The 19099-nt window shown below is 47.2% G+C and carries 13 protein-coding genes; 4 read left to right on the top strand and 9 right to left on the bottom strand.

What is annotated here, in order from left to right:
• Nucleotides 1–19: 19 nt before the first annotated feature.
• From cobT to SPB21_RS20290, 3 genes are read right to left on the bottom strand one after another with little or no spacing between them, the layout of a single operon-like run.
• Nucleotides 20–1168: a nicotinate mononucleotide-dependent phosphoribosyltransferase CobT gene (gene cobT, locus SPB21_RS20300; RefSeq protein ID WP_499867597.1), complete on the bottom strand. Its 1149-nt coding sequence runs from the start codon at nucleotides 1166–1168 to the stop codon at nucleotides 20–22.
• Nucleotides 1169–1183: 15 nt separating this feature from the next.
• The gene (locus SPB21_RS20295) at nucleotides 1184–1987 is read right to left on the bottom strand and encodes a DUF2232 domain-containing protein (RefSeq protein ID WP_163662453.1); all 804 of its coding nucleotides are present in this window, start codon (nucleotides 1985–1987) and stop codon (nucleotides 1184–1186) included.
• A 54-nt stretch (nucleotides 1988–2041) separates the two neighbouring features.
• On the bottom strand, nucleotides 2042–2746 hold the full coding sequence (locus tag SPB21_RS20290) for a Crp/Fnr family transcriptional regulator (protein WP_006516227.1): 705 nt from the start codon (nucleotides 2744–2746) through the stop codon (nucleotides 2042–2044).
• 614 nt (nucleotides 2747–3360) lie between these two features.
• Between SPB21_RS20290 and SPB21_RS20285 the strand changes: the two genes are divergently transcribed.
• Nucleotides 3361–8775 carry a hypothetical protein gene (locus tag SPB21_RS20285; RefSeq protein WP_163702591.1) on the top strand — a complete coding sequence of 1805 codons (5415 nt, stop codon included), beginning with the start codon at nucleotides 3361–3363 and terminating at the stop codon, nucleotides 8773–8775.
• A 344-nt stretch (nucleotides 8776–9119) separates the two neighbouring features.
• On the opposite strand, the gene SPB21_RS20280 is transcribed toward SPB21_RS20285, so the two are convergent.
• Nucleotides 9120–9518 carry an AbrB family transcriptional regulator gene (locus SPB21_RS20280; protein WP_006516225.1) on the bottom strand — a complete coding sequence of 133 codons (399 nt, stop codon included), beginning with the start codon at nucleotides 9516–9518 and terminating at the stop codon, nucleotides 9120–9122.
• Between the two features lie 670 nt (nucleotides 9519–10188).
• Here SPB21_RS20280 and SPB21_RS20275 point away from each other — a divergent pair.
• Nucleotides 10189–10377: a CAB/ELIP/HLIP family chlorophyll-binding protein gene (locus SPB21_RS20275; RefSeq protein WP_163662447.1), complete on the top strand. Its 189-nt coding sequence runs from the start codon at nucleotides 10189–10191 to the stop codon at nucleotides 10375–10377.
• Nucleotides 10378–10380: 3 nt separating this feature from the next.
• Here SPB21_RS20275 and SPB21_RS20270 read toward each other — a convergent pair whose 3' ends face one another.
• The 5 genes from SPB21_RS20270 to SPB21_RS20250 form a co-directional block, all read right to left on the bottom strand.
• Nucleotides 10381–11790 carry a trypsin-like peptidase domain-containing protein gene (locus SPB21_RS20270; protein WP_499867596.1) on the bottom strand — a complete coding sequence of 470 codons (1410 nt, stop codon included), beginning with the start codon at nucleotides 11788–11790 and terminating at the stop codon, nucleotides 10381–10383.
• Nucleotides 11791–11973: 183 nt separating this feature from the next.
• Nucleotides 11974–12177, bottom strand: coding sequence for a phycobilisome linker polypeptide (locus SPB21_RS20265; protein ID WP_006516222.1), 204 nt, complete (start codon nucleotides 12175–12177; stop codon nucleotides 11974–11976).
• A 385-nt stretch (nucleotides 12178–12562) separates the two neighbouring features.
• The gene (gene apcB / locus SPB21_RS20260; RefSeq protein ID WP_006516221.1) at nucleotides 12563–13048 is read right to left on the bottom strand and encodes an allophycocyanin subunit beta; all 486 of its coding nucleotides are present in this window, start codon (nucleotides 13046–13048) and stop codon (nucleotides 12563–12565) included.
• 64 nt (nucleotides 13049–13112) lie between these two features.
• The gene (apcA, locus tag SPB21_RS20255; protein WP_006516220.1) at nucleotides 13113–13601 is read right to left on the bottom strand and encodes an allophycocyanin subunit alpha; all 489 of its coding nucleotides are present in this window, start codon (nucleotides 13599–13601) and stop codon (nucleotides 13113–13115) included.
• A gap of 421 nt (nucleotides 13602–14022) precedes the next feature.
• Nucleotides 14023–16713, bottom strand: coding sequence for a phycobilisome rod-core linker polypeptide (locus SPB21_RS20250; RefSeq protein ID WP_163662444.1), 2691 nt, complete (start codon nucleotides 16711–16713; stop codon nucleotides 14023–14025).
• Nucleotides 16714–17160: 447 nt separating this feature from the next.
• Here SPB21_RS20250 and SPB21_RS20245 point away from each other — a divergent pair, with 447 nt between their 5' ends.
• A complete protein-coding gene (locus SPB21_RS20245; RefSeq protein WP_499867595.1) occupies nucleotides 17161–18372 on the top strand; it encodes a class I SAM-dependent methyltransferase in 1212 nt (403 codons plus the stop codon).
• Nucleotides 18373–18630: 258 nt separating this feature from the next.
• Nucleotides 18631–19056: an ATP synthase subunit I gene (locus SPB21_RS20240; RefSeq protein WP_163662442.1), complete on the top strand. Its 426-nt coding sequence runs from the start codon at nucleotides 18631–18633 to the stop codon at nucleotides 19054–19056.
• Nucleotides 19057–19099: the final 43 nt, after the last annotated feature.

Genomic DNA, 19099 nt, shown 5'->3' with positions numbered 1-19099 from the left:
TAGGTTGAATGAGATCGCATCACTGAGCCGTGGGTGGTGGTGCGGATATTTGAAGGCAGCTTTCTAGCAATGCTTCCATAGCGTTTAAGGTTTGAGCTTGTTGCCAGGATTGATATAAATGTCCTGCAATTAGACAGCCCCCTGCTCCTACACCTTCCTTGACATACCCTTGTTCAAACAAGTTGAATTGCTGGTAGCGTGATTGTTTGAAAGAGAACTGACTACTCATGATGGGGGGTGTTGGAACGGTGTGGGCTAGTGTCAGAAATTTACTAGTCGCATCTTTCACGATCCACTGAGTTGTCCCGATAACGACATTGTTTAAGTTCCATGGGTATTGATGGCCTAGCTTTTGTAGCATTGTGTAAATAGCAATCATTTGGCTGCCGCCAGCGAGCAGCACACCGCTGTGGTGGCTGGCGGCTATGGTCATTCCCAAGACAAATGGCTGCATTGGATCGCCGACAGCTGCGATCGCATCCCATATACTCCACTGCTCACTGTCCAGAGGTTTTGCCATCAAGCCTGTTTTAATCAGTGCAGCTTTTTGATCGTGATTACAGGTCAGGTGGCTGCTCCCCATCAATCCAGCAACATTAAACCCGAGTGCTGTTAACACGGCTTGGGCAGTTGTAGTGCCTGCCACAACGCATTCGCCAATGATGAGATAACTATGGGCAAAGCGACGTCCCAAGGTTTCACCCCATTTCAGCCCCGCATTAAAGAGTGACCTGACACTATCAGGTGGGAGGGCCTGCCCAGAACTAACACAGCGAGCAATAGCTCCACATCCTAAATCTATGTGAGGAACGCCGGGAGTATGGGGCAGCCCCGCATTAAATAAATACACAGGTAGGGTCTGACCTGTGATCACTGCCCGTGTGAGTAAGGCTGGCGATACGCCTGCCGTCAGCGGAGGTAGCGGATACTGGGGAACTGAACTCGGTCCTTCATAGATAAATTCAGCATCAGCTACCGCTGTCATCATCCGTGCTTGAGGGCTATTACCCGCTGCTGAAATGCCCGTAACTAATGCTGTTTCAGTAAATCCTAAAACACATATATAGCAGGGCCTTTGTCCTTGATATCGCCGTTGCCACTGCTGGGTAATTCCAGTGTTGCTGTGGTGGGCAATTAGGGGGTAAGAATGGCACGAATCAAGCGGCATGGTAGGAGTGTAAATCTACTCCTCAAGAATTTGCTGTACCCATTGGGGAGGTGAGGGTATGGCGATCCCCATCCGCTCTAGCAAAAGCCATGCGGTCAAATGCACGGTGAAGAGATAGACAATGCTACTAAAGAACACCATAGATATGGCCACAATTTGAATAATGCCTGGGCTTAGTTGGCCGCTAGCTCCAAATCCTAGCAGGCCAAAATCTAGTAAGCGATTAGTAATCCAGTCAGTCAGCTGGATGACCTGAGCAACAAGATATCCCCAAAGGTCCTCACCAGCCATCCATGACAGCAGCCAGATCCGAAAGAAAATACCTAACGTAACGATGAATGCTCCTATGGGTAGTGAAATTAACCATGAGGTTTGATGTCGCCAGTGATACCCCAGCTGCACACCTAGTAAACCATAAGGAATAACGTATAAAAGACTGCGGGGCGGCCCAAGCAAAATCGCGAGTAGTAAACCGGATACCAAGGTCGTCATCCATGCAGAGCGACAATTCTGACGCAGGTATACGATGGCAATCGGCACCGGAAATAAAATGCGCAGCAATGGACCGGGTGGAAAATAGAGATTGATCAACCACATCAGGCTGGCAGCACTTGCCAAAAAAGCAGTTTCAACCATGGCAACAGGCCCTTTATCACTAGGGGGCGTCATGGCTTTCCGCATGATAGGAGGAACACGGGGTTCATCCTCATCTTCTATCCAAGGGCTATCTAGATCAATGTCGTCAAAGTTTGTGGAGTTGCTGTTTTCAGGCAAATCCGGCGATTGTGCCTCTGCCTGATAATCCTCTGGCTGCCCCATAGTGTTGAGAATGAACTCCTAACCAAAATTTTAATCGTTAGATAAGCAGGATGGCTAGACAAGTAGGCGGTCTAGGGCATCGATCGAAGGGATACGAATCACGTCCCGTTCCCGATTAATCAGCCCCTTCTTTTCAAGTTTGCTGAGCACACGAGTTACAGTTTCCCTGGCTAATCCGCTCAAGCTGCTGAGCTCACGATGGGGCAGGTTAGGAATTTCTACCCCCTGGGAGCCGAGGGTCCCCTGTCCGTCTGCCAGAAACAGTAAAACATCGGCAACGCGGGATTGGCTATCGGATTCTCGCAATCGCAGTCGACGGTTCACCTGACGTAACCGTCGTGCCATTAACTTCGCTAGCCGAATGCCTGCTTGAGGCTCAGTGTTAAGTAGGCTAACAAAATCTTGGGCTGGCATGCTGCCAATCATCGTGGTTGCCAGCGTAATAACATCTGTCGATCGTGGCACTTCTTCTAAGGGAGCCATTTCACCAAATAATTCACCTTTACCCAAAATGTTTAAGGTGACTTCTTTCCCATCAAGGTTATAAGTGCGAATTTTGACCCATCCATCCAAAATGAAATAAACCGAGTTGCCCCAGTCATTTTCCAACAGCAACACTTGGCCCGCAGGGTGGCGGCGCGTCACGATCTGGGCGGTTGCTTGTTTAACCGTAGCTTCAGGTAAGTCCTTGAAAAAGGGGGCCGCTACAATCAGACTTTCGCTAGCTGAATTATCTCGGGCACCGTATCTACTATCCATAGGGGGAGAAGCCACGGTTGGGTGGACTCAATTATGACGATAAAAAATCAACGGTAGAGGCTAGTTTTCTGGCTATAGACCAGTTAGTTGCAGGCTTTGGAAATTCTTAGCTTGCTAAGAGAATGGCTAAAACCCGCAAGACCTCAATGATATCTGGGAATATTCAGTAAACACTAGAGGCTACGATCCCAGACGCTAAAGTTTTAGGCTCTTTATATCAACCCATAGCTTAATCGTTAAAACGTTACCTTACCGAAACATGCAGGATTAGTTTGTTTTTAATTTGACTCTGGTTTGCCTAAATTAGGGTACAGCACGAATGCACCATCCCCCTAACGTCAAAAAACGGTTAACGTAACTTCACAACTGGGGCGTTAGGTCTGGGTGCATCGATTAGGATGGCATCCATCTGTAGGTGTTACAGCCATTTTGATATACATAAGCCACGATGGCTTCGTCAGGATTTTTCCCTATAAGTCTGTAGATAGGAGGAAATTGTGATTTTTAAGCCAGCCTGCTTTACACTTTGGGCATTCCGTTGGTAGAAGCGGTTCTGTTCGTATTCGAACTGAATATTCTCCACCCTGCAGAGTTTGTTGTTGAAAGGCCGCACTGTGACTTCTCAAAAGGATCAAATCCAACGTCTTATCACTGAAATTGAAGCTACCCTGGCCAAACCAGCTTCCCGTTTGCCGTTGGGTTTGTCAGGAGAAGCTGAGCGGCAGCGCCAGCTTCTGAGTAAGTTGTTCAGCTACTTACAATCCCTGCAGCAGACCTTTGATTCGCCAGGAGGGTGGGGGCCAATTGACCCAGAAACCGGTCAGTTTGTCTCGCCACAGGCTGGCTCCTCAGATGTGGAGGAGTCTGCGTCCCAAGTGTTGCAAGGACTCCTGCTGGAGATGCGCTATCTCAGAGACAACTCTCTGAAACCTATGCGTCAGGAGTTAGAGACACTTCAGCAGAAGCGGGATAGTTTGCAGGCAGAGATTAACGTTTTAGAAGCGCAACGGGTTACGACTCCATTACAGTCCGAGGAGCAGATTGCTGCATTTTTAGAGACCTTAATGCAGCGTCTACAGGAGCAGCTATCAGCGCAGATGGTGCAGAGCTTTGCTGCTATGGAAGCGGCGACCTTGGAGCAATTAGCAACAACGGATGAACCAGCACCCTTATTAACAGGGCAGCGGCTGGAACAGGTGCGATTGCTACAGGCGCAATCGGATCAGCTGCTACTAAAGCTAGATAGTACTTTGACAGCGGTATTTGATTCTCTGCAAAAGAGCGTTGATAGCTACCGTGAGTCCCTGGAAGATGGTCTGGATCAAATGCATGGGTTAGGTCGGCAGGGTGAAGTGATTTTCCATGCCTTTGTGAATCATCTGGCTCAACAGCTGGGGCAGGATGCGTCGTCTTACCTGGCTGGTGATATCGCCGATGCTGAACGCCAAGGAATGTTGCAAGACCCAGAGGACTCTGTAACAACTGAGGTTGATTTAGATGCTGTCCAGCTAGATGAGTTGGATCAGGCTTTAGAGAATTTGTCACTAGAGGAAAGCATTGCCGAGGATGCAGTGACTGTTCCCCTGGAACTTGATCCTGACTTGGTGTTACCTGAGGATGCGATCGCATCTGAAGCAGCAGACGACTTTGACGACGACATTACGTTGATCCAAACCGATACCTTGTCTGAGCAAGCCTTGTTGGAGGAGGCTATGGCCTTTCATGGGGATATTGACGAGGATATTACCGTTATCCAAGCCGATAACGAATTGGTTGCAGATATTCAGGTTGATCTGGATGAGGAAATCACGCTGATTCAAGATGACGAAACCTCTGAGCTAGGATTTCTAGAGCAGGCAATCTCATCTTCCGAAGAGGCCCCTGAAGCCACATTTGTCGATAGTGACGACGTTATAGAGCTAAGCGAGGATTCAACATCTACAGAAGCAACGCCTGCAGCGGCCTCTGATGATGCAGGGGTAGACATCGGCTCTGACTCACTGAACCTGGACTTGCCCCTAGGTGATATTGATGAAAATCTTAGACTGTTAGCTTTAGGCGCAGACAGTGGCGAACTAATAGACAGCGACAAAGCCAGTGATGAACTCAATCAAGACGGATTGGCGGCTGCAGAGGCTGAAAACGAACTCTTTAGTTTTGATTTTGATACAGACCTCGACTTAGGCTTGGAAACCGACGAAGAGGAGGCCGAAGCCGAGACTGTTGATCGCTTGGCAGCGGCCTTGTTTCCAGAAGAACCAGTTGAATCTGACGTAGTTGTGGATGAAGCCTCAGAAGAGGAGACTGTTGATCGCTTGGCAGCAGCACTATTCCCAGAGGAGTCAGTCGGCGTTGACGATGTTTCAGGGTCTGAGGCCTTCGATGATGTACCTACCTTTGACCCAACGACCATTGCTATTCCGGAGCCTCCCTCATCTGAGACAGATATGTCGGCTGCCGGTCAGTTAGTTGATGATTGGCTATTTGCCCGCCCCTCACCTGAGGGTTCCTCGACTGAAGGAGACGATAGTGCTGCAATACCTTCGGAGCTATTGGATAACCTAAGTAGCGATGAATCAGCGATGACCAGGCCCATGGAAGATAGCCAAGAAGCTACTCCTGAGGTAACTGTCGAAACGATATTTGGCGATAGCCTGGTTGATGATGAAAATGATCTGAACGACGAAGGGCCTGATGACAATACGGTTGCTTCCTTGTTCGATCTATTGCCCGATGAGCAACCCTCAGGCGCTGTTGAAGAGTTCCCAGAGAATGTTCCAGATGATGTATATATTGCGGCCTCAGCGGATGAAGATTTAATCAACCTGGTGGAGTCGGGGGCTGAGCAGCGCCTATTAATCGATTTTGATGATGGCAAACTAGTGGAGCAGCTGGATGAGGATCTACAGAAACTGGCAGGGGATAACTTTGCCAATGACTATGGTGTAGAGGAAGATGACTCTCTTGAACCCTTAGATCAAGCAACGTTAGAAACCATTGTTCGAGATCTAAATTTAGAGGATTTAGATTTTGATGCTGACTCCGAGGCTGGTGGCGAAGATGAGCCAGTAGCTTCAATAGATATAGAGGCGTCAGAGCTTTCAGCATCCAGTCTACCTGATGCTGAAAGTGTTGATGAAGCGGCTGCCTCGCTGGTGCAACCACCCAGTGACGAAAGGTCAGGGTTTGACCTATTTGAGGGGTTTGCCACAGATGATGATGTTGACGATCCATCGGCCAATGAGCTAGATGTAGCTGCCATCACCTCATCTACAGCCACAGGTTCTGAAGCTAATTCTCAAGATTTAGATCTCTTGGGGCTAATGGCAGAGCCCATGACCGATGATTTGAGTGATTTTGACGATTTTGATGATGGATTAACTGACTCTCTTGCTGATGAGCTGGGTGGTCTTAGCGAACGCTCTAATGCTTTATCCCAAGAACCGATTACGGATGAGGTGGTTAATCAAATCCTCTCAGATTTGGAAGAGCCTGTCATTCAGCCAGATGACCCCTTAATCGTGCCTACTGTAGATTCCACGGAGCCGCATCTAGATTCAGCTTCGATGCCAGATTTACCTCCGGATTCTTTGGATGATGACGATCTAGATGCGGTGCCACCGGTTGACGATGACTTTTTACAAGAGGAACAGGAAGCCTTTTGGCAGACTATGGCTGACGAGGAGCGCCCTCAATCCTTGGCGGCTCAAGTGGCTGGTCCGGAGGTATCGGATGCAGACATTGAAGAAATGTTGGATGAACCTGAGGAAGCGGCTGATGTGACTGATATGCCGTTGGATGCTGCTTCGATATCTTCTGTGGATGATTTAGATGGCTTACTCAGACTAGATGAGGAGTTGCCTCTGCCAAGTCAGGAAATGGTGGCAGAGGAAAGTCTTGATTTAGGTGGCTTAGATGAGCTGTTTGGAGAGTCGGTGCCCGAGTTAGAAGCGCTTGATCAAGCCATGCCGGGGAGCGAAGAGGAGGAGGCGACGGTTGACCCATTAGCGGCATTGGGTCTAGATGCGGATATATCTCCTGAGACATCCCCTGATGTATCCCCTGAGGGTCTGATACCAGAAGTGCCAGAACTTTTAGATGTGGGCATGACGATTGACCCCATTGCTGACTCGACCATTGAGACGTCAGAGGCGGTTGAGATGCCAGAGGCACCCATCACTATGCCTCCCGAGCCAGTGTCTGCAATGGATCTGGAAGGGCATTGGTTCTTGGGACTGGATGTGGGCTCAACCGGTCTGTCTGCGGTGCTCATGAACCGTCAAACTGGTCAGGTTTATCCTATTTATTGGCAGGCCCAAGGCGCTGATCCAGAGACTAAGCATTTTCGGTTGCCCGCCATGGCGGTTGTGACGGCAGCTCAGGAAACCGTGGCTGTGGGCTATAACGCCTTGGGAGATTTGGAGGGGTTGCTCAATCAATCTGGTGCAGAATTGGTGGGTCTTAATCGTCTCAAGCCATTGCTCAAGGTGGCCGTAGGCCATGGTCAAACTCTCCCTAATTCTGATCCTTGGTTACGCTGGTCCGATACGGTTGAGTTACCTATGCTGCAGGTTTTACAGGCGATGGTGGCGCTCCTGAAATATGTTGTGGATCAAGGCCAGGCTGTCGGTTTAGAGGATGAGGGTCTCGCGCAGATTTGGCAAAAATTGCAGGGAGTCATCGTTGGTTACCCTACCAATTGGCCGGATACTTACAGCTTTAATCTACGAGAAGCTGTGTTGGCCGCTGGGTTGATTGACCAACCTGAGCAGATTGTGTTTGTTGAGGATGCGATCGCAACCATTCTTTCTGGCCTGCCAGATCCCAAGGAAATATCCTTAACAGAAACAGTTTCGCTATCGCGCCAACCTAGCCTGTACAACTGTAAGTGGCAGGAAGGTACCGTGGTCATCAGCGGCGGAGCCGTTATGACCGAATTAGGCTTAGTTAGCCTCCCTAAGGATCTGACTCATCTCAACTATGCTGATTTTGCTCTGCGCGGTTTTGCCTATGCAGGGGATGCCCTGGACCAAGATATTGTCTGTCAGCTTCTATTGCCAGAAGAGCGTTGGCAACCTTTGTCTGAAGCCGATGCAACCATTGCCTGGGATTGGCAGGGCCATCTGGCAGAGGATGCGGACTGGCAGCAGTTCGACAATCTAACGCTACCGGCGGTGGGACATGTTGATTGGGCTCAGCGCTATAGCTTACAGCAGCGTTTGTTAGGCTCTAGTTTAGGGCAGAGTTTGCTAGCGGCGGCACGTCATCTCAAGCTGACCCTACAGCAGCAAAACCAAATGCAAATAACCCTGGCTGGGAAGCACTGGTTAATTAAACGCCGTCATCTTGAGAACCTCATCTTTTTGCCTTACATTCAGCGCATTAATCGCTATCTGAATGTTTTATTGAGTCATCATAGTGTTGATAGCCAAGGCATTAAACAGGTGATTTGCACTGGTGGTTCAGCATCTTTGCCAGCCATTGCCCGTTGGCTGCGACAAAAATTCCCCAATGCCACGATCATTCAAGATACCTATGCCAGTGAGCTCCCCCATAGCTGTAGCCGTGTTGCCTATGGCTTGGTGAATCTGGCTCGCTATCCCCAGGTGCTCAATGTCACGCGCCAGCAGTACAGCGATTACTTTTTGCTTATGGAATTGCTACGGGTCTTTCCACAGCAGCCGTTGCCTGTCGGAGCCATTATGCATTTGCTAGAACAGCGCGGTATCAATACCCAAGCCTGTCACTTGCATATCTTGGCCCTGTTAGAAGGCCACTTACCTCCTGGGTTGGTGCCGACAGCGGCAGATCGAGGGTTGATTTGCGATCGCACTGCTGATTTACCTACCTATCGTGCACTGCTACAAACTCCGCTATTTAGTAAAACTGTTACTGAGTCAGGTGGGCAGATGTATATTCCCAATGAAGTGCAAGCTGAACAGCTGCGTGCTTACGTCAATCGCTTACTGGTTAATAAGGTACAAACCCTTGACGAGCCGTTGATTGCTCATCTTGAAGTCTTGGCTTAAACCGTCCCTGATCGCAACAGCAGACGGTAAGAACAGCAATCATTGAGCTGATTGAATACCCCTTTCCCAGCTATGGCAAGCAGCTATGACGGGTGTAATAGTTTGTGCAGGGTAATGATTTTATCTTGACTATTTCAACTTTTTAGATAAAAACAAGCATCTGGTCTCAAAATCTGTAGAAATGTTTTTTGTGCTTGTAATCCTAATAAAAGAAACGGAGTAATTAGCTAATTACTCCGTTTCTTTTGCTAAATATTTTGCAAACTGTTAAACAGGTGTATGCGGTCGGATACGAATAACACTGAATACACGCCTAGATTCTAATTTAAACCTATGCTCAATGCTTAATCCTCATCCTCATCATTTTCATCCTTATTATCACCCAACTGAATCAAGTGGATATGCTTATAACCCAGCTTGATTTCAAACTCGTCCCCTGGCTTTAACCCCATTTCTTGGGTGTAAGTAGACCCAATAACAATTTGACCATTTTTGTGTACACTCACTCGATAAGTCGGTTCACGTCCGCGACCATCCTTAGTACTTTCTGGTCCTAGAGGAATCCCTCTAGCAGCTAGTAAAGCATCATAAAAATCAGTCAGATTTACCCTGACTTGATTGTCCTTAGTAATGCTGTAGTACCCGCACTCCTTAGCTTTCTCTCGCTTTGGTAGATGGGTGATTTCCTTCATTTTCTGAAGCAGCGCTTTCCCTGTCAGTGGCGTGGTTTTAGTATCAGCCATCGGATTTGAAGAATTAATGGTTAGATCTAGAAAGAGGCGATGTCGGTGAATTAATGGGATTAGAACTATATAACTCTCAATATTCGAGTTGTGTAGATCTCATTATTAGTGAGAGGACCTGATTATAACAGACGTAAAACCTGTTTATCTAGGAGTACTTAAACCCCAAGCTCCATCTAAATTGAAACTCTGAGTTTTCTCTACAAAAAACTACAGTTCTGACTACAGTTGCATCTAATATGCAAACTCTAGTGATACTAACAAATTATTGTCATTGTATATTCTTTGCATCTTACCTCTGATAGGTTCTTGACGTGAATTTTTTAACTGTGTTGTTCTAAAACGTATTTATTCTATCTAGAAAAAAACTAGTTTGGCTATGTCTAATTTTGGCTAAAAAGCTTTAATCTAATTTTTGCTAAGAGGTTGATTGGATTTTATTAAAGATATAAACGAAGCCTATCAACTGTAATAATGTGCTAGCTGTTAATAGTTCAGCAACTAATTTCTCTACCCTACAAAGGTAATTGATTTGTAGCTACACTAGTGATAGTTACTGGGTGCTATGGAATTGGCTATCATTTCGATAGAATGGTGAAGCTTTTTGACCAATGTTTTCTAGATTTGTAGCATTGGCCTTTTGTTTGTTTTTTATTTTTCTGATTGTGATATGTCTAAACCACTAGAGCCCGATACGTCACAATCGACTCCAGAGACATCCGCCGATGCGCCCGGTTTTGGTTGGACTGCTTATGCTGAACGTGTTAATGGTCGTTTTGCAATGGTGGGTTTTTTGGCCCTATTGTTGCTGGAGTTATTTACACGCCAAGATTTTTTTACCTGGATAGGGTTGCCTTAGAGTCTACTGAACTCTCATTTGATATTGCCCCTGTCCAGTTTGGTCATAAGCATTAACAATTATTCGATACTCACCGGTATAGGGTAGTTTTATCTGAATCGCTGCATCGCTGTTGTTTTGTGCCGTGTCGTCATTCTCAGCGATTTTGTTACCCTGCTCGTCAATGAGTAGTAAATATGCATCAAAATCTTGACTTGTGAGGGTAATGGTCACATCTTGTCCCTGTTGACCATTGAAATAGTATTCATCATAGAGACTGTTGTCCGTCAGCCGATCATCCTGCGTGCTTAAGCTCCCATTCTCGCTCAATAGATAGGTATTGCTATGGCTGGTTCCATTATTTGTCAGATTGCTAATGCTTAACTGATAGTCTCCTTGCTCACTGGCTCCATAAGAATTGGCGAATACAAAATAGGTGCCATTGGCGGGGAGGGTAATATCTAAACGGGCGTTACGACTATTGCCAGCGTCGTCGTTTTCGCCTAAAAATTCTTGATTTGGGCCATAGAGTAACAGGTAAGCGTCAACCTGATTGCTACTCATGGCGATGCTAATGCGCTGACCGGCTGTGCCCTCAAACGTATGGGCATTGAAATAGCTATTGTCCGGTAAAAGATTACTGTTGCTATCAAGGCGACCTAGCACTGCCCTGCCGTCAATGGCAATGGGTGAGGGCTCTTGCATCGTTCGATTTTGGCGAGATGCAGTTGTGTTAGCCGTGCCATTTCTAACAGCCGCAATGAAAGGGGTGATTTGGGGTGTTGCGATCGCAAAACCAATACCAATACTGCCTGCGTTTTCCCCCGTTGTAAAAATAGATGTATTGACGCCAATGAGTTCGCCGTTGCGATTGAGTAAAGGGCCGCCTGAGTTACCGGGATTAATGGCCGCATCTGTTTGAATTAATCCGCGCTCTGCATCGATACGGCTGACGATGCCCACTGTAAACGTTCCTTGTAGCCCAAAGGGATTCCCAATTGCAAACGCTTGCTGTCCTACTTGAGCATTGCTATGAGCTAAAGGAATAGTGGGAAATGTTGTATTTTCAACGTCAATTTGAATAGCGGCCAAGTCCAAATTCTCATCAGCATATCCAATTACCCGACCTGGAAACTGACGCCCATCTGCCAGGCTGACAGTAACTTGGCTGGCAGTGCCAACCACATGGGCGTTTGTAAGTACTAAACCGTCTTGGGTGATAATGCTGCCACTGCCAGTACTGTTGCCTGCATCAATAGCCACGACTGCGGGACTAGCTTGTTGATATACCCGGACATTCGTTTCTTCATTAAATCCTTGAGCCTGTGCTGCAGGAATCCCTTGGTGCAAGGTAAACGGTGTGTTTCCAAGAACACTTAGACCCAGGGTGCAGGCTAAAACACCTGAAAAGGATTTCAGAAAAATGGATGTCATTGCTTTTTCAGCAGAAGGGGAAGTTTCCTATAAGATACTCGTAACTATCAAACGATTCCGGTAACCCCAGATAAGATTTCACAAGAGCTTCCCGACCGCTTACGTAAACATTACTAACTAAAAAGGGAGCAACTTAAGTTGCTCCCTTTTTAGTTAGTAATAGAAGCTGTTGAGTGTATGACCTTAGGCTAAACCAGTATTAGCTCCAGGCTTACCAGTTGCCAGTTCTACCTTGACAATCTTGCCGCCCATCTTTTGAATTCGCTGCTGCTCGCGAAACCAGCTGTCGTAGGGAACGAGCTTAGTAAAAAAAGTATTCTGTAGCTCGCGCTGGGTGCGAATGCGAGATTGACTCGGCACACAGGCAGTAATCCGAAACATACGCATAGCAGAGATGTCTCCTACTCTTAAACAAAAACTAATTTTTCAAATCAATTGCGAAAGGCCCATTAACTGGAGCAATGTTTATTTTGCTTTAGATTAATTGGGCTAACTATCAGCTGAGTGAGAGTTAAACTAGCACTGCTTAACGTTGCTAGGTGTTCAGTCTCAAACTGCCCAAATAGATGGATGTGTCTATGACTTAGTCCTTAGGATGTTTGTAACAAGAACCCAAATGCTAACCATAGAGTTAAAAATTCGGAAGTCCGATAACCAATGACCAGCTGTCATAATCCCTCAGCATAGACAGATTGTGATCAGCTAACACTCGCTTCAGACTTCCGAAATAGCGCTAGATTGGCTTTACCAATCTAAACCACATGAGCTTGACCTAGCTAAGGCCAGAGCAGATGTAGTCAAAGTAAATACCCATTTCCTTACCAGCGTCAGCGCCAACAAGGCTAGCAGTTACTTCTTTCATAGCCTGAATAGCTTGGACAGTGGCACCTACGGGTACACCTAGAGAGTTGTAAGTCTCCTTCAAACCGTTAAGCACACGCTCATCCAGGATGGAAGGATCACCAGCCAACATAGCGTAGGTGGAATAGCGTAGATAGTAGTCCAAGTCGCGGATGCAAGCAGCATAGCGACGAGTGGTGTACATATTGCCACCAGGGCGAGTGATGTCAGAGTATAGTAGAGCCTTTGCTACAGCATCCTTAACGATTTCGGAAGCATTTGCACCGATTGCAGTAGCTGCACGAACACGCAGCTCACCAGTCTGGAAGTAAGCAGCCAGCTTATCCATGGAAGACTGATCAAGGTACTTACCCTGAACGTCCGAAGAATTAATTACAGAAGTAATCGCGTCTTGCATGATTTGAATTCCTTAGTGAAATTTGACGATGTGGCTAAATAGCGTAATGGGAAAACCGAGTCGCTTAACCCAACATCGCGCCAACAACGTAATCGAAGTAAGAAGCGGCTTCAGCAGCATCATCACCAGATAGCAGAGAAGATGAAACACCCTTCATAAAGCGAACTGAATCAGCTACAGCAGGAATGGATGTACCTAGAGAGTTGTACATCTCCTTAGCACCTACTAGACCAATCTCCTCAATGGGAGTCACATCACCAGCAACAATACCGTAGGTGATAAGACGTAGGTAGTAGTCCATGTCACGTAGACAAGTTGCGGTCATTTCTTCACCGTAGGCGTTACCACCGGGAGAAACAACGTCAGGACGCTTTTGGAAAAGCTGATCACCAGCCTGCTTGATGATGCGCTCACGGGACTCAGTTAGAACCTGAGCAATGCGGAGACGACGCTCACCAGAAGTAACGAATCCCTTGATTCGATCCAATTCACCAGGGCTAAGGTAACGGGCCTCAGCATCGGCATTCACGATTGATTTCGTGACAATACTCATCTATGGATTCCTCCGAAAGAATATATTCAGGTGAAACTATCACTGTTCACCTTGAAAAAACTGATATCACCTTTTTAAAAAGTAACAGCAGTCTCATTTCCACTCTAAATCAAATCAAGCAGGCAACCTATGGGCCGATTCAATGCTTAATTCGACGATTGAAGCATGCCAAATATCAGCTTAGATTTCGAGAAATCTTTTATCAGCTTAGCTACCTTCCGAGAGTATTTTCCGGTATTCGGCTGACCTTCTTAGGGAGTGCGTAATATTTTGTAATAGTATCCCTCAGAATTGCTCTATGTTATCTAACATCAAGCTATCTAAAACTAATATGACACCCGTCAATAGCCAAGCTTTAAATCGGCTTAGCTATTGTTGGGTGTTCTTAGACGCTGCTTAATGGGACCTACGCACAAACTAACTAGGTGTCAATAGATGCTGTTGGTGAGACTGAAGGCGCAAAGCTGGGAACGACAACATCATCATTTTGACGAGTGAGCTGCTGATATAAGCGCTCAGTGTTGGGGAAATTAGCTGCTGGCAATGTTGGGAAGCGACGATAGGGGACCGTATCTTCGCCAAAGAATTCAGCATATTCAGGCGTTTCGACCATGGTTTGAATAAAGCCACGGATGCCCTGGGTTGCCAGAATCTGGTTGTATTTCCGAATCTCTATCTGATTTAGAGGAGCACGTCCTAGGAAGTGCTTGGTGCCTAGCTCAATCACTTTAGTGTTGGGATAGGGGGCATAGAACTCTTTCTGATAGAGATCAGAGCAGCCTAGGCCTTCAATAAACTCCTTCATGTTGATCTCACCGTTGCTCAGCTGACTCTCAAGGGAGGTGAACTCGGTCTTGATGACATAGGGAGAAATGTCACGCTCAAAGACCTGACGGTAGGCTGCCTGAGTGACCAGCTTGATATTGGCCTTGTCATACAGGCTAGTGAGCTTGAAGACTTTGGACTGAACACGACGTAAATTAACGCCTTGGCCCATGCGCTTGTTAACTTCGATATCGCCTCGAGAGGAGTTAACGGCACCCAGTTCAACAAAGCGGGGAACCTGGGGCTTAGATACAGGCTTAAGACCAGTAGCATCAACGGTCCCAGTACGGAAGGACCTGAGGGATTGACCCGCTGGAGTCACGTAACGCTCGTAGGGAATGGTGTCATCTCCGAAGACCTCGGTGTACTCCGGGCTATCAATCAGCGTATCCACCAGGGCATAGAATCCTTGCCTAGCACAAATGTCGAAGTACTTGTTGGTTTCTTGACGACCGTAGGTGGGGCGGCCTAACAAACGACGATGAATATATTCAACAGCCTTCATAACATAGAGAGAAGACCAGTAGGTCTTGCGGAAGGCTTCTGATTTTGCGATCGCACGCACAAAGTCGCGCATACAGATGTCACCATTTTCGAGGCGATTCTCAGCGGACTTAAGCTCTTGACCCGCATAAACATCTCGACCAAATACCTGACGATAAGCGGCTCGAATGATTGTTTGGGTGGAGCTTTCAGCAAACTTGATATTGGCCCCATTACCCGCTGGTATCTGGTCTAATTTGAATACCTTGGGTCCTAAGCTCCCTGGAGATTTAGGACGAGCACCAGGATTGCTCACCTGACTATCAATACCGGCACCCCGACGAATTAGGATACGACGGGTATCTTTGCTGAAGGGAGCAGGGCTGCTGCTGGGATTACGAGTTTCCTTAGGAAAGATCGCACCAAACTGAATTTCTAGCGGGTCGTTACCAGAGCCATAAGGGTGCTGATCGGGTAAGGGCTGATCATAGGAGGCAAACGTCGTCAAAAACTCAGGGTTTTTGCGGAAAGGTGCACTGTAGTTCAGCAAGTTTTGCTGAGGTCCCCAGTTGCGACATTCCTGCGCTTCCTGGCCCAAACCCCGGAGATACGGTACCGTCTCTTCCCCAAAGTAGTCGCCGTACTCATCAGAGTCGATCAGAGCATCTACGAGTTTGGGGAGACCGCCTTCAGAAACGATGGAGAAATATTTCTGAACTTCTTCACGGGAGCCGGGACCACGGCCCAAAATGTGACGAAATGCTAATTCTAGAGCACGACTGTTGATGTAAGGCTCAAAGAAGTTCTTGCGGTATAAAGGCGACTTCGCTAGGCGACGAATAAACTCTTTCATCGCGATTTCGCCATTTTTAACCTGAGATTCCAGATTAGAAATGTCTAAGGAATAGGCTCGCTTAATATCGCGCTCAAAGACCTGACGATAGGCCGCTTTCACCACTGTATTTTTTTCAGCAGTTGAGAGGCCCGGCTTCATTACGAACTTGGGGCGACGCTCAGCCGCATTGAAATAGATTTGGGGTAGTTGCAGACCTTGCAGATCCTTGGATGGACGCTGACGTAGCTTATTGGAGGGGGCGGGAGCCTTAAATTCATCAATCAACAGATTGAAATAGGACCGAATCAGCTCTTGAGCTTCGGTGTCCCCTCTGAAGTAGCCAATGCTTGCCGCGCGCATAGTTTGGAGAGCGACCAAGGTAGCTGCGGAAGAACAGGCGTCTTCGATGATTTCCCGCAATCCACGAACGTTAACCGCAATGATATTGGGGTCGCCAGCAACGATGGCATAGGTCAGGTAGCGCAGGAACCAGCTCATGTCTCGTAGGGACTTTTGCATGTTGCTGGGACCGTAGCGACCTACGTTGATGGGGCGAAATCCAGGGGGAATTGGACCAAGGTCGCCAGCACTACTAACCAAGCCCCTTAATCCAGAAAACAGACCACCACTGTCCCCCTTTTCAATGTAGGTTTCTGTACCTGAATCGCCTTGAGCTGCCATAGCCATGTCGACCGGCTCAGGTGCAACTCTCTCCAGGTAAGACAGGGGGGAGCCCCCAGTAAAGATACGGTTGGCGGCTTGAGAAACGATCAGCTCGGAATATTGAGTAATAATCTGTGCGATCGCAATACGCTTCCGACCCGACTTAAAGAAGTCAGATAGTTCAGATAACTCACCCCGCTCCATGTAGCGGTCTTGCTGCTCGGCCTGAGTAATCGCGGTAACCGGCAAGGTTTGATAAAGTTGTGGCCGCACTAAGGAGCTTCCACCACTAGCAGTTACAGTCATTCCTTTTCAAAGGCTCCCTTCTAAAATTTGATTGCAATAGGTGATTGCATCAGACCCCTCCCTCAGCGCCGAGCAACTCCAGATCTTAAAAATGATCCAGAGCATTGGTTAATACCATCAGGCAGCGCGATGGGCCGATAGGCTCTTGTGACAGTTCCAGATTAAATCGATTGCGGACACTAAGATGCCTGTCTAAAGACTGTGTAACATCTTGTTATTAGCCCACTGAGTCATCATAAAAGAAGGCGTGTCAGTGGATGAGAAGAAAGATAAGTTTTGTTACTTGAATTTACGAAGCATTTCTCGAAAAGTGGCACCCTTAAAGGGTTAGAGTTTTGAGTTTTGCGTGCCTAGGTTTGAACTCTAGGTATTTGCGGTGAGGAAACATGGCTGGGTAGAGCTATGGAGTTTGACGCATTCAAAACTCGAAACTGAGAATCCTAAACTATGTCTCCCATGACTTCCGAAAACGAAGCTGCTGTTAGTGCAGCGGTTGCCAAGCTGTATGACACATACCCATTTCCACCCGAACCCCTGATTGATGAACCCCCTCCTGGTTATAACTGGCGATGGTATTGGCCCACGGCTTACAACTTTTGCACCGGCCGATTACCTGAAACTGAGCAGGTCAGGATTCTAGATGCAGGCTGTGGTTCTGGTGTAGGTACTGAATATTTGGTTCACCTAAACCCTCAGGCTCAGGTTACCGGAATTGATCTGAGTGCCGGCACGTTGAAAGTGGCTCGTGAGCGTTGCCAGCGTTCAGGGGCTGATCGAGTAACGTTTCAAAATCTCAGCATCTATGATGTTGACCAGATTGCAGGACAATTTGATCTGATCAACTGTGTAGGTGTGCTCCACCACATGCCCGATCCGATTAAGGGCATTCAGTCGTTGGCTGCTAAGGTCGCGCCAGGCGGTTTACTGCATATTTTTGTCTATGCAGCGTTAGGGCGATGGGAAATCTCCTTGATGCAAGAAGCGATCGCCATGCTTCAGGGCGAAAACCGTGGCGATTATCGTGATGGCGTATCTGTTGGCCGTCAACTCTTTGAGGCGTTGCCTGCAAACAACCGCATCGTCAAACGTGACAAAGAGCGCTGGGCCTTAGAAAATCATCAGGACGAATGCTTTGCTGATATGTATGTCCATCCCCAGGAGGTGGACTATACCATCGATACTCTATTTGAGTTGATCGATGCTTCTGGATTAGAGTTTGTGGGATTCTCTAACCCTCAATATTGGAGCCTAGAACGTCTGATTGCTAAAGCTCCTGACGTGATGGAACGTGCTCAAAAGTTAGATCGGCGAGCCCAATATCGATTGATTGAGCTGCTTGATCCTGAACTTACCCACTATGAATTTTTCCTGGCTCGTCCCCCCCTCCTTTGCATGGACTGGTCCGATGATCAGCGCCTGCTAGCTGCTTATCCAATTCTGACCCCCTGTCTGTCTGGTTGGCCCAGTCGGTCATTTTTTAATGCCGATTATCAGCTGATTCAAGTCAGTGATAGCGAATATGAATTTTTGCAGGCTTGTGAAGCAAGTGCGGGCAAAAAAGAAACCGTAGCCGATGTGTTGGCAAAATCCCCCTTAGAGCTGTCGGAAGTGCGCTCATTACAATCACGACAACTGATTCTGCTAGAACCATCCGAATAGCATCAGGATAGGAACGCCGATACTTGACTCAACTAGTTGAGTCAAGTATCGCTTTTGCTAAATATTATTTTTATATATGAGTGGTAAAAAAATGCTTACCTGTGGTACGCCAGGGGATTCGTATTAAGTATTGTTAGCTTTAAATGATATGATTGACCTCGGCTTGCAGGAAGGACTTCGGCCCCTATTGCAAGTTTGCCTAGGCTAGTTTGAGTGATTTCTGTGAATTTGCCAGACGAACCTCTTAGAGACTCATCTATGGATGAAAATGATGGTGCAACGGATGTTAATTCCGAAGCCTTGGTGACTGGAGAAGTTTCTCCAGAGCCTCACTCTTCTATGGAAGAGTACTACCAACTTCAAAACGAGTTGTTTTTGTGGACACTCTTGCTGATGTTGGTAACCTTCATTTCGGTTTGGATGGCCTACTCCCTCAACACAGCCCTAAATTACTTAATTGGGGCATGTTCGGGCGTGGTTTACTTGAAGTTACTGGCTAAAAGCGTTGAGAAACTTGGTAGAGAAAAATCTAAAGTGGGCAAGAATCAGCTTGCTCTTTTTATTGGGTTAATAGTAGTTGCATCCCAGGTGGATCAATTGCAAATCGTCCCAATTTTTTTAGGTTTCCTAACCTACAAAGCTGCCCTCATCGCATACATGCTCAAGTCATTGTCAACGACCTAAACAGTCTGTGATTTTGCCCTGGCTGAATTAGCCGCTAATCATT

Source organism: Leptothoe sp. ISB3NOV94-8A (assembly GCF_043421595.1).
GTDB lineage: Bacteria > Cyanobacteriota > Cyanobacteriia > Phormidesmidales > Phormidesmidaceae > Leptothoe > Leptothoe turfae.
Note: the sequence above shows the minus strand (reverse complement) of the source record. Positions and strands in the feature narration are given on the sequence as shown.

What these genes read in the sequence shown, in the direction of transcription:
- cobT (WP_499867597.1), bottom strand. Translation starts at nt 1,168, where the DNA reads ATGCCGCTTGATTCGTGCCATTCTTACCCCCTAATTGCCCACCACAGC.
- SPB21_RS20295 (WP_163662453.1), bottom strand. Translation starts at nt 1,987, where the DNA reads ATGGGGCAGCCAGAGGATTATCAGGCAGAGGCACAATCGCCGGATTTG.
- SPB21_RS20290 (WP_006516227.1), bottom strand. Translation starts at nt 2,746, where the DNA reads ATGGATAGTAGATACGGTGCCCGAGATAATTCAGCTAGCGAAAGTCTG.
- SPB21_RS20280 (WP_006516225.1), bottom strand. Translation starts at nt 9,518, where the DNA reads ATGGCTGATACTAAAACCACGCCACTGACAGGGAAAGCGCTGCTTCAG.
- SPB21_RS20275 (WP_163662447.1), top strand. Translation starts at nt 10,189, where the DNA reads ATGTCTAAACCACTAGAGCCCGATACGTCACAATCGACTCCAGAGACA.
- SPB21_RS20270 (WP_499867596.1), bottom strand. Translation starts at nt 11,790, where the DNA reads ATGACATCCATTTTTCTGAAATCCTTTTCAGGTGTTTTAGCCTGCACC.
- SPB21_RS20265 (WP_006516222.1), bottom strand. Translation starts at nt 12,177, where the DNA reads ATGCGTATGTTTCGGATTACTGCCTGTGTGCCGAGTCAATCTCGCATT.
- apcB (WP_006516221.1), bottom strand. Translation starts at nt 13,048, where the DNA reads ATGCAAGACGCGATTACTTCTGTAATTAATTCTTCGGACGTTCAGGGT.
- apcA (WP_006516220.1), bottom strand. Translation starts at nt 13,601, where the DNA reads ATGAGTATTGTCACGAAATCAATCGTGAATGCCGATGCTGAGGCCCGT.
- SPB21_RS20250 (WP_163662444.1), bottom strand. Translation starts at nt 16,713, where the DNA reads ATGACTGTAACTGCTAGTGGTGGAAGCTCCTTAGTGCGGCCACAACTT.
- SPB21_RS20245 (WP_499867595.1), top strand. Translation starts at nt 17,161, where the DNA reads ATGTCTCCCATGACTTCCGAAAACGAAGCTGCTGTTAGTGCAGCGGTT.
- SPB21_RS20240 (WP_163662442.1), top strand. Translation starts at nt 18,631, where the DNA reads ATGGATGAAAATGATGGTGCAACGGATGTTAATTCCGAAGCCTTGGTG.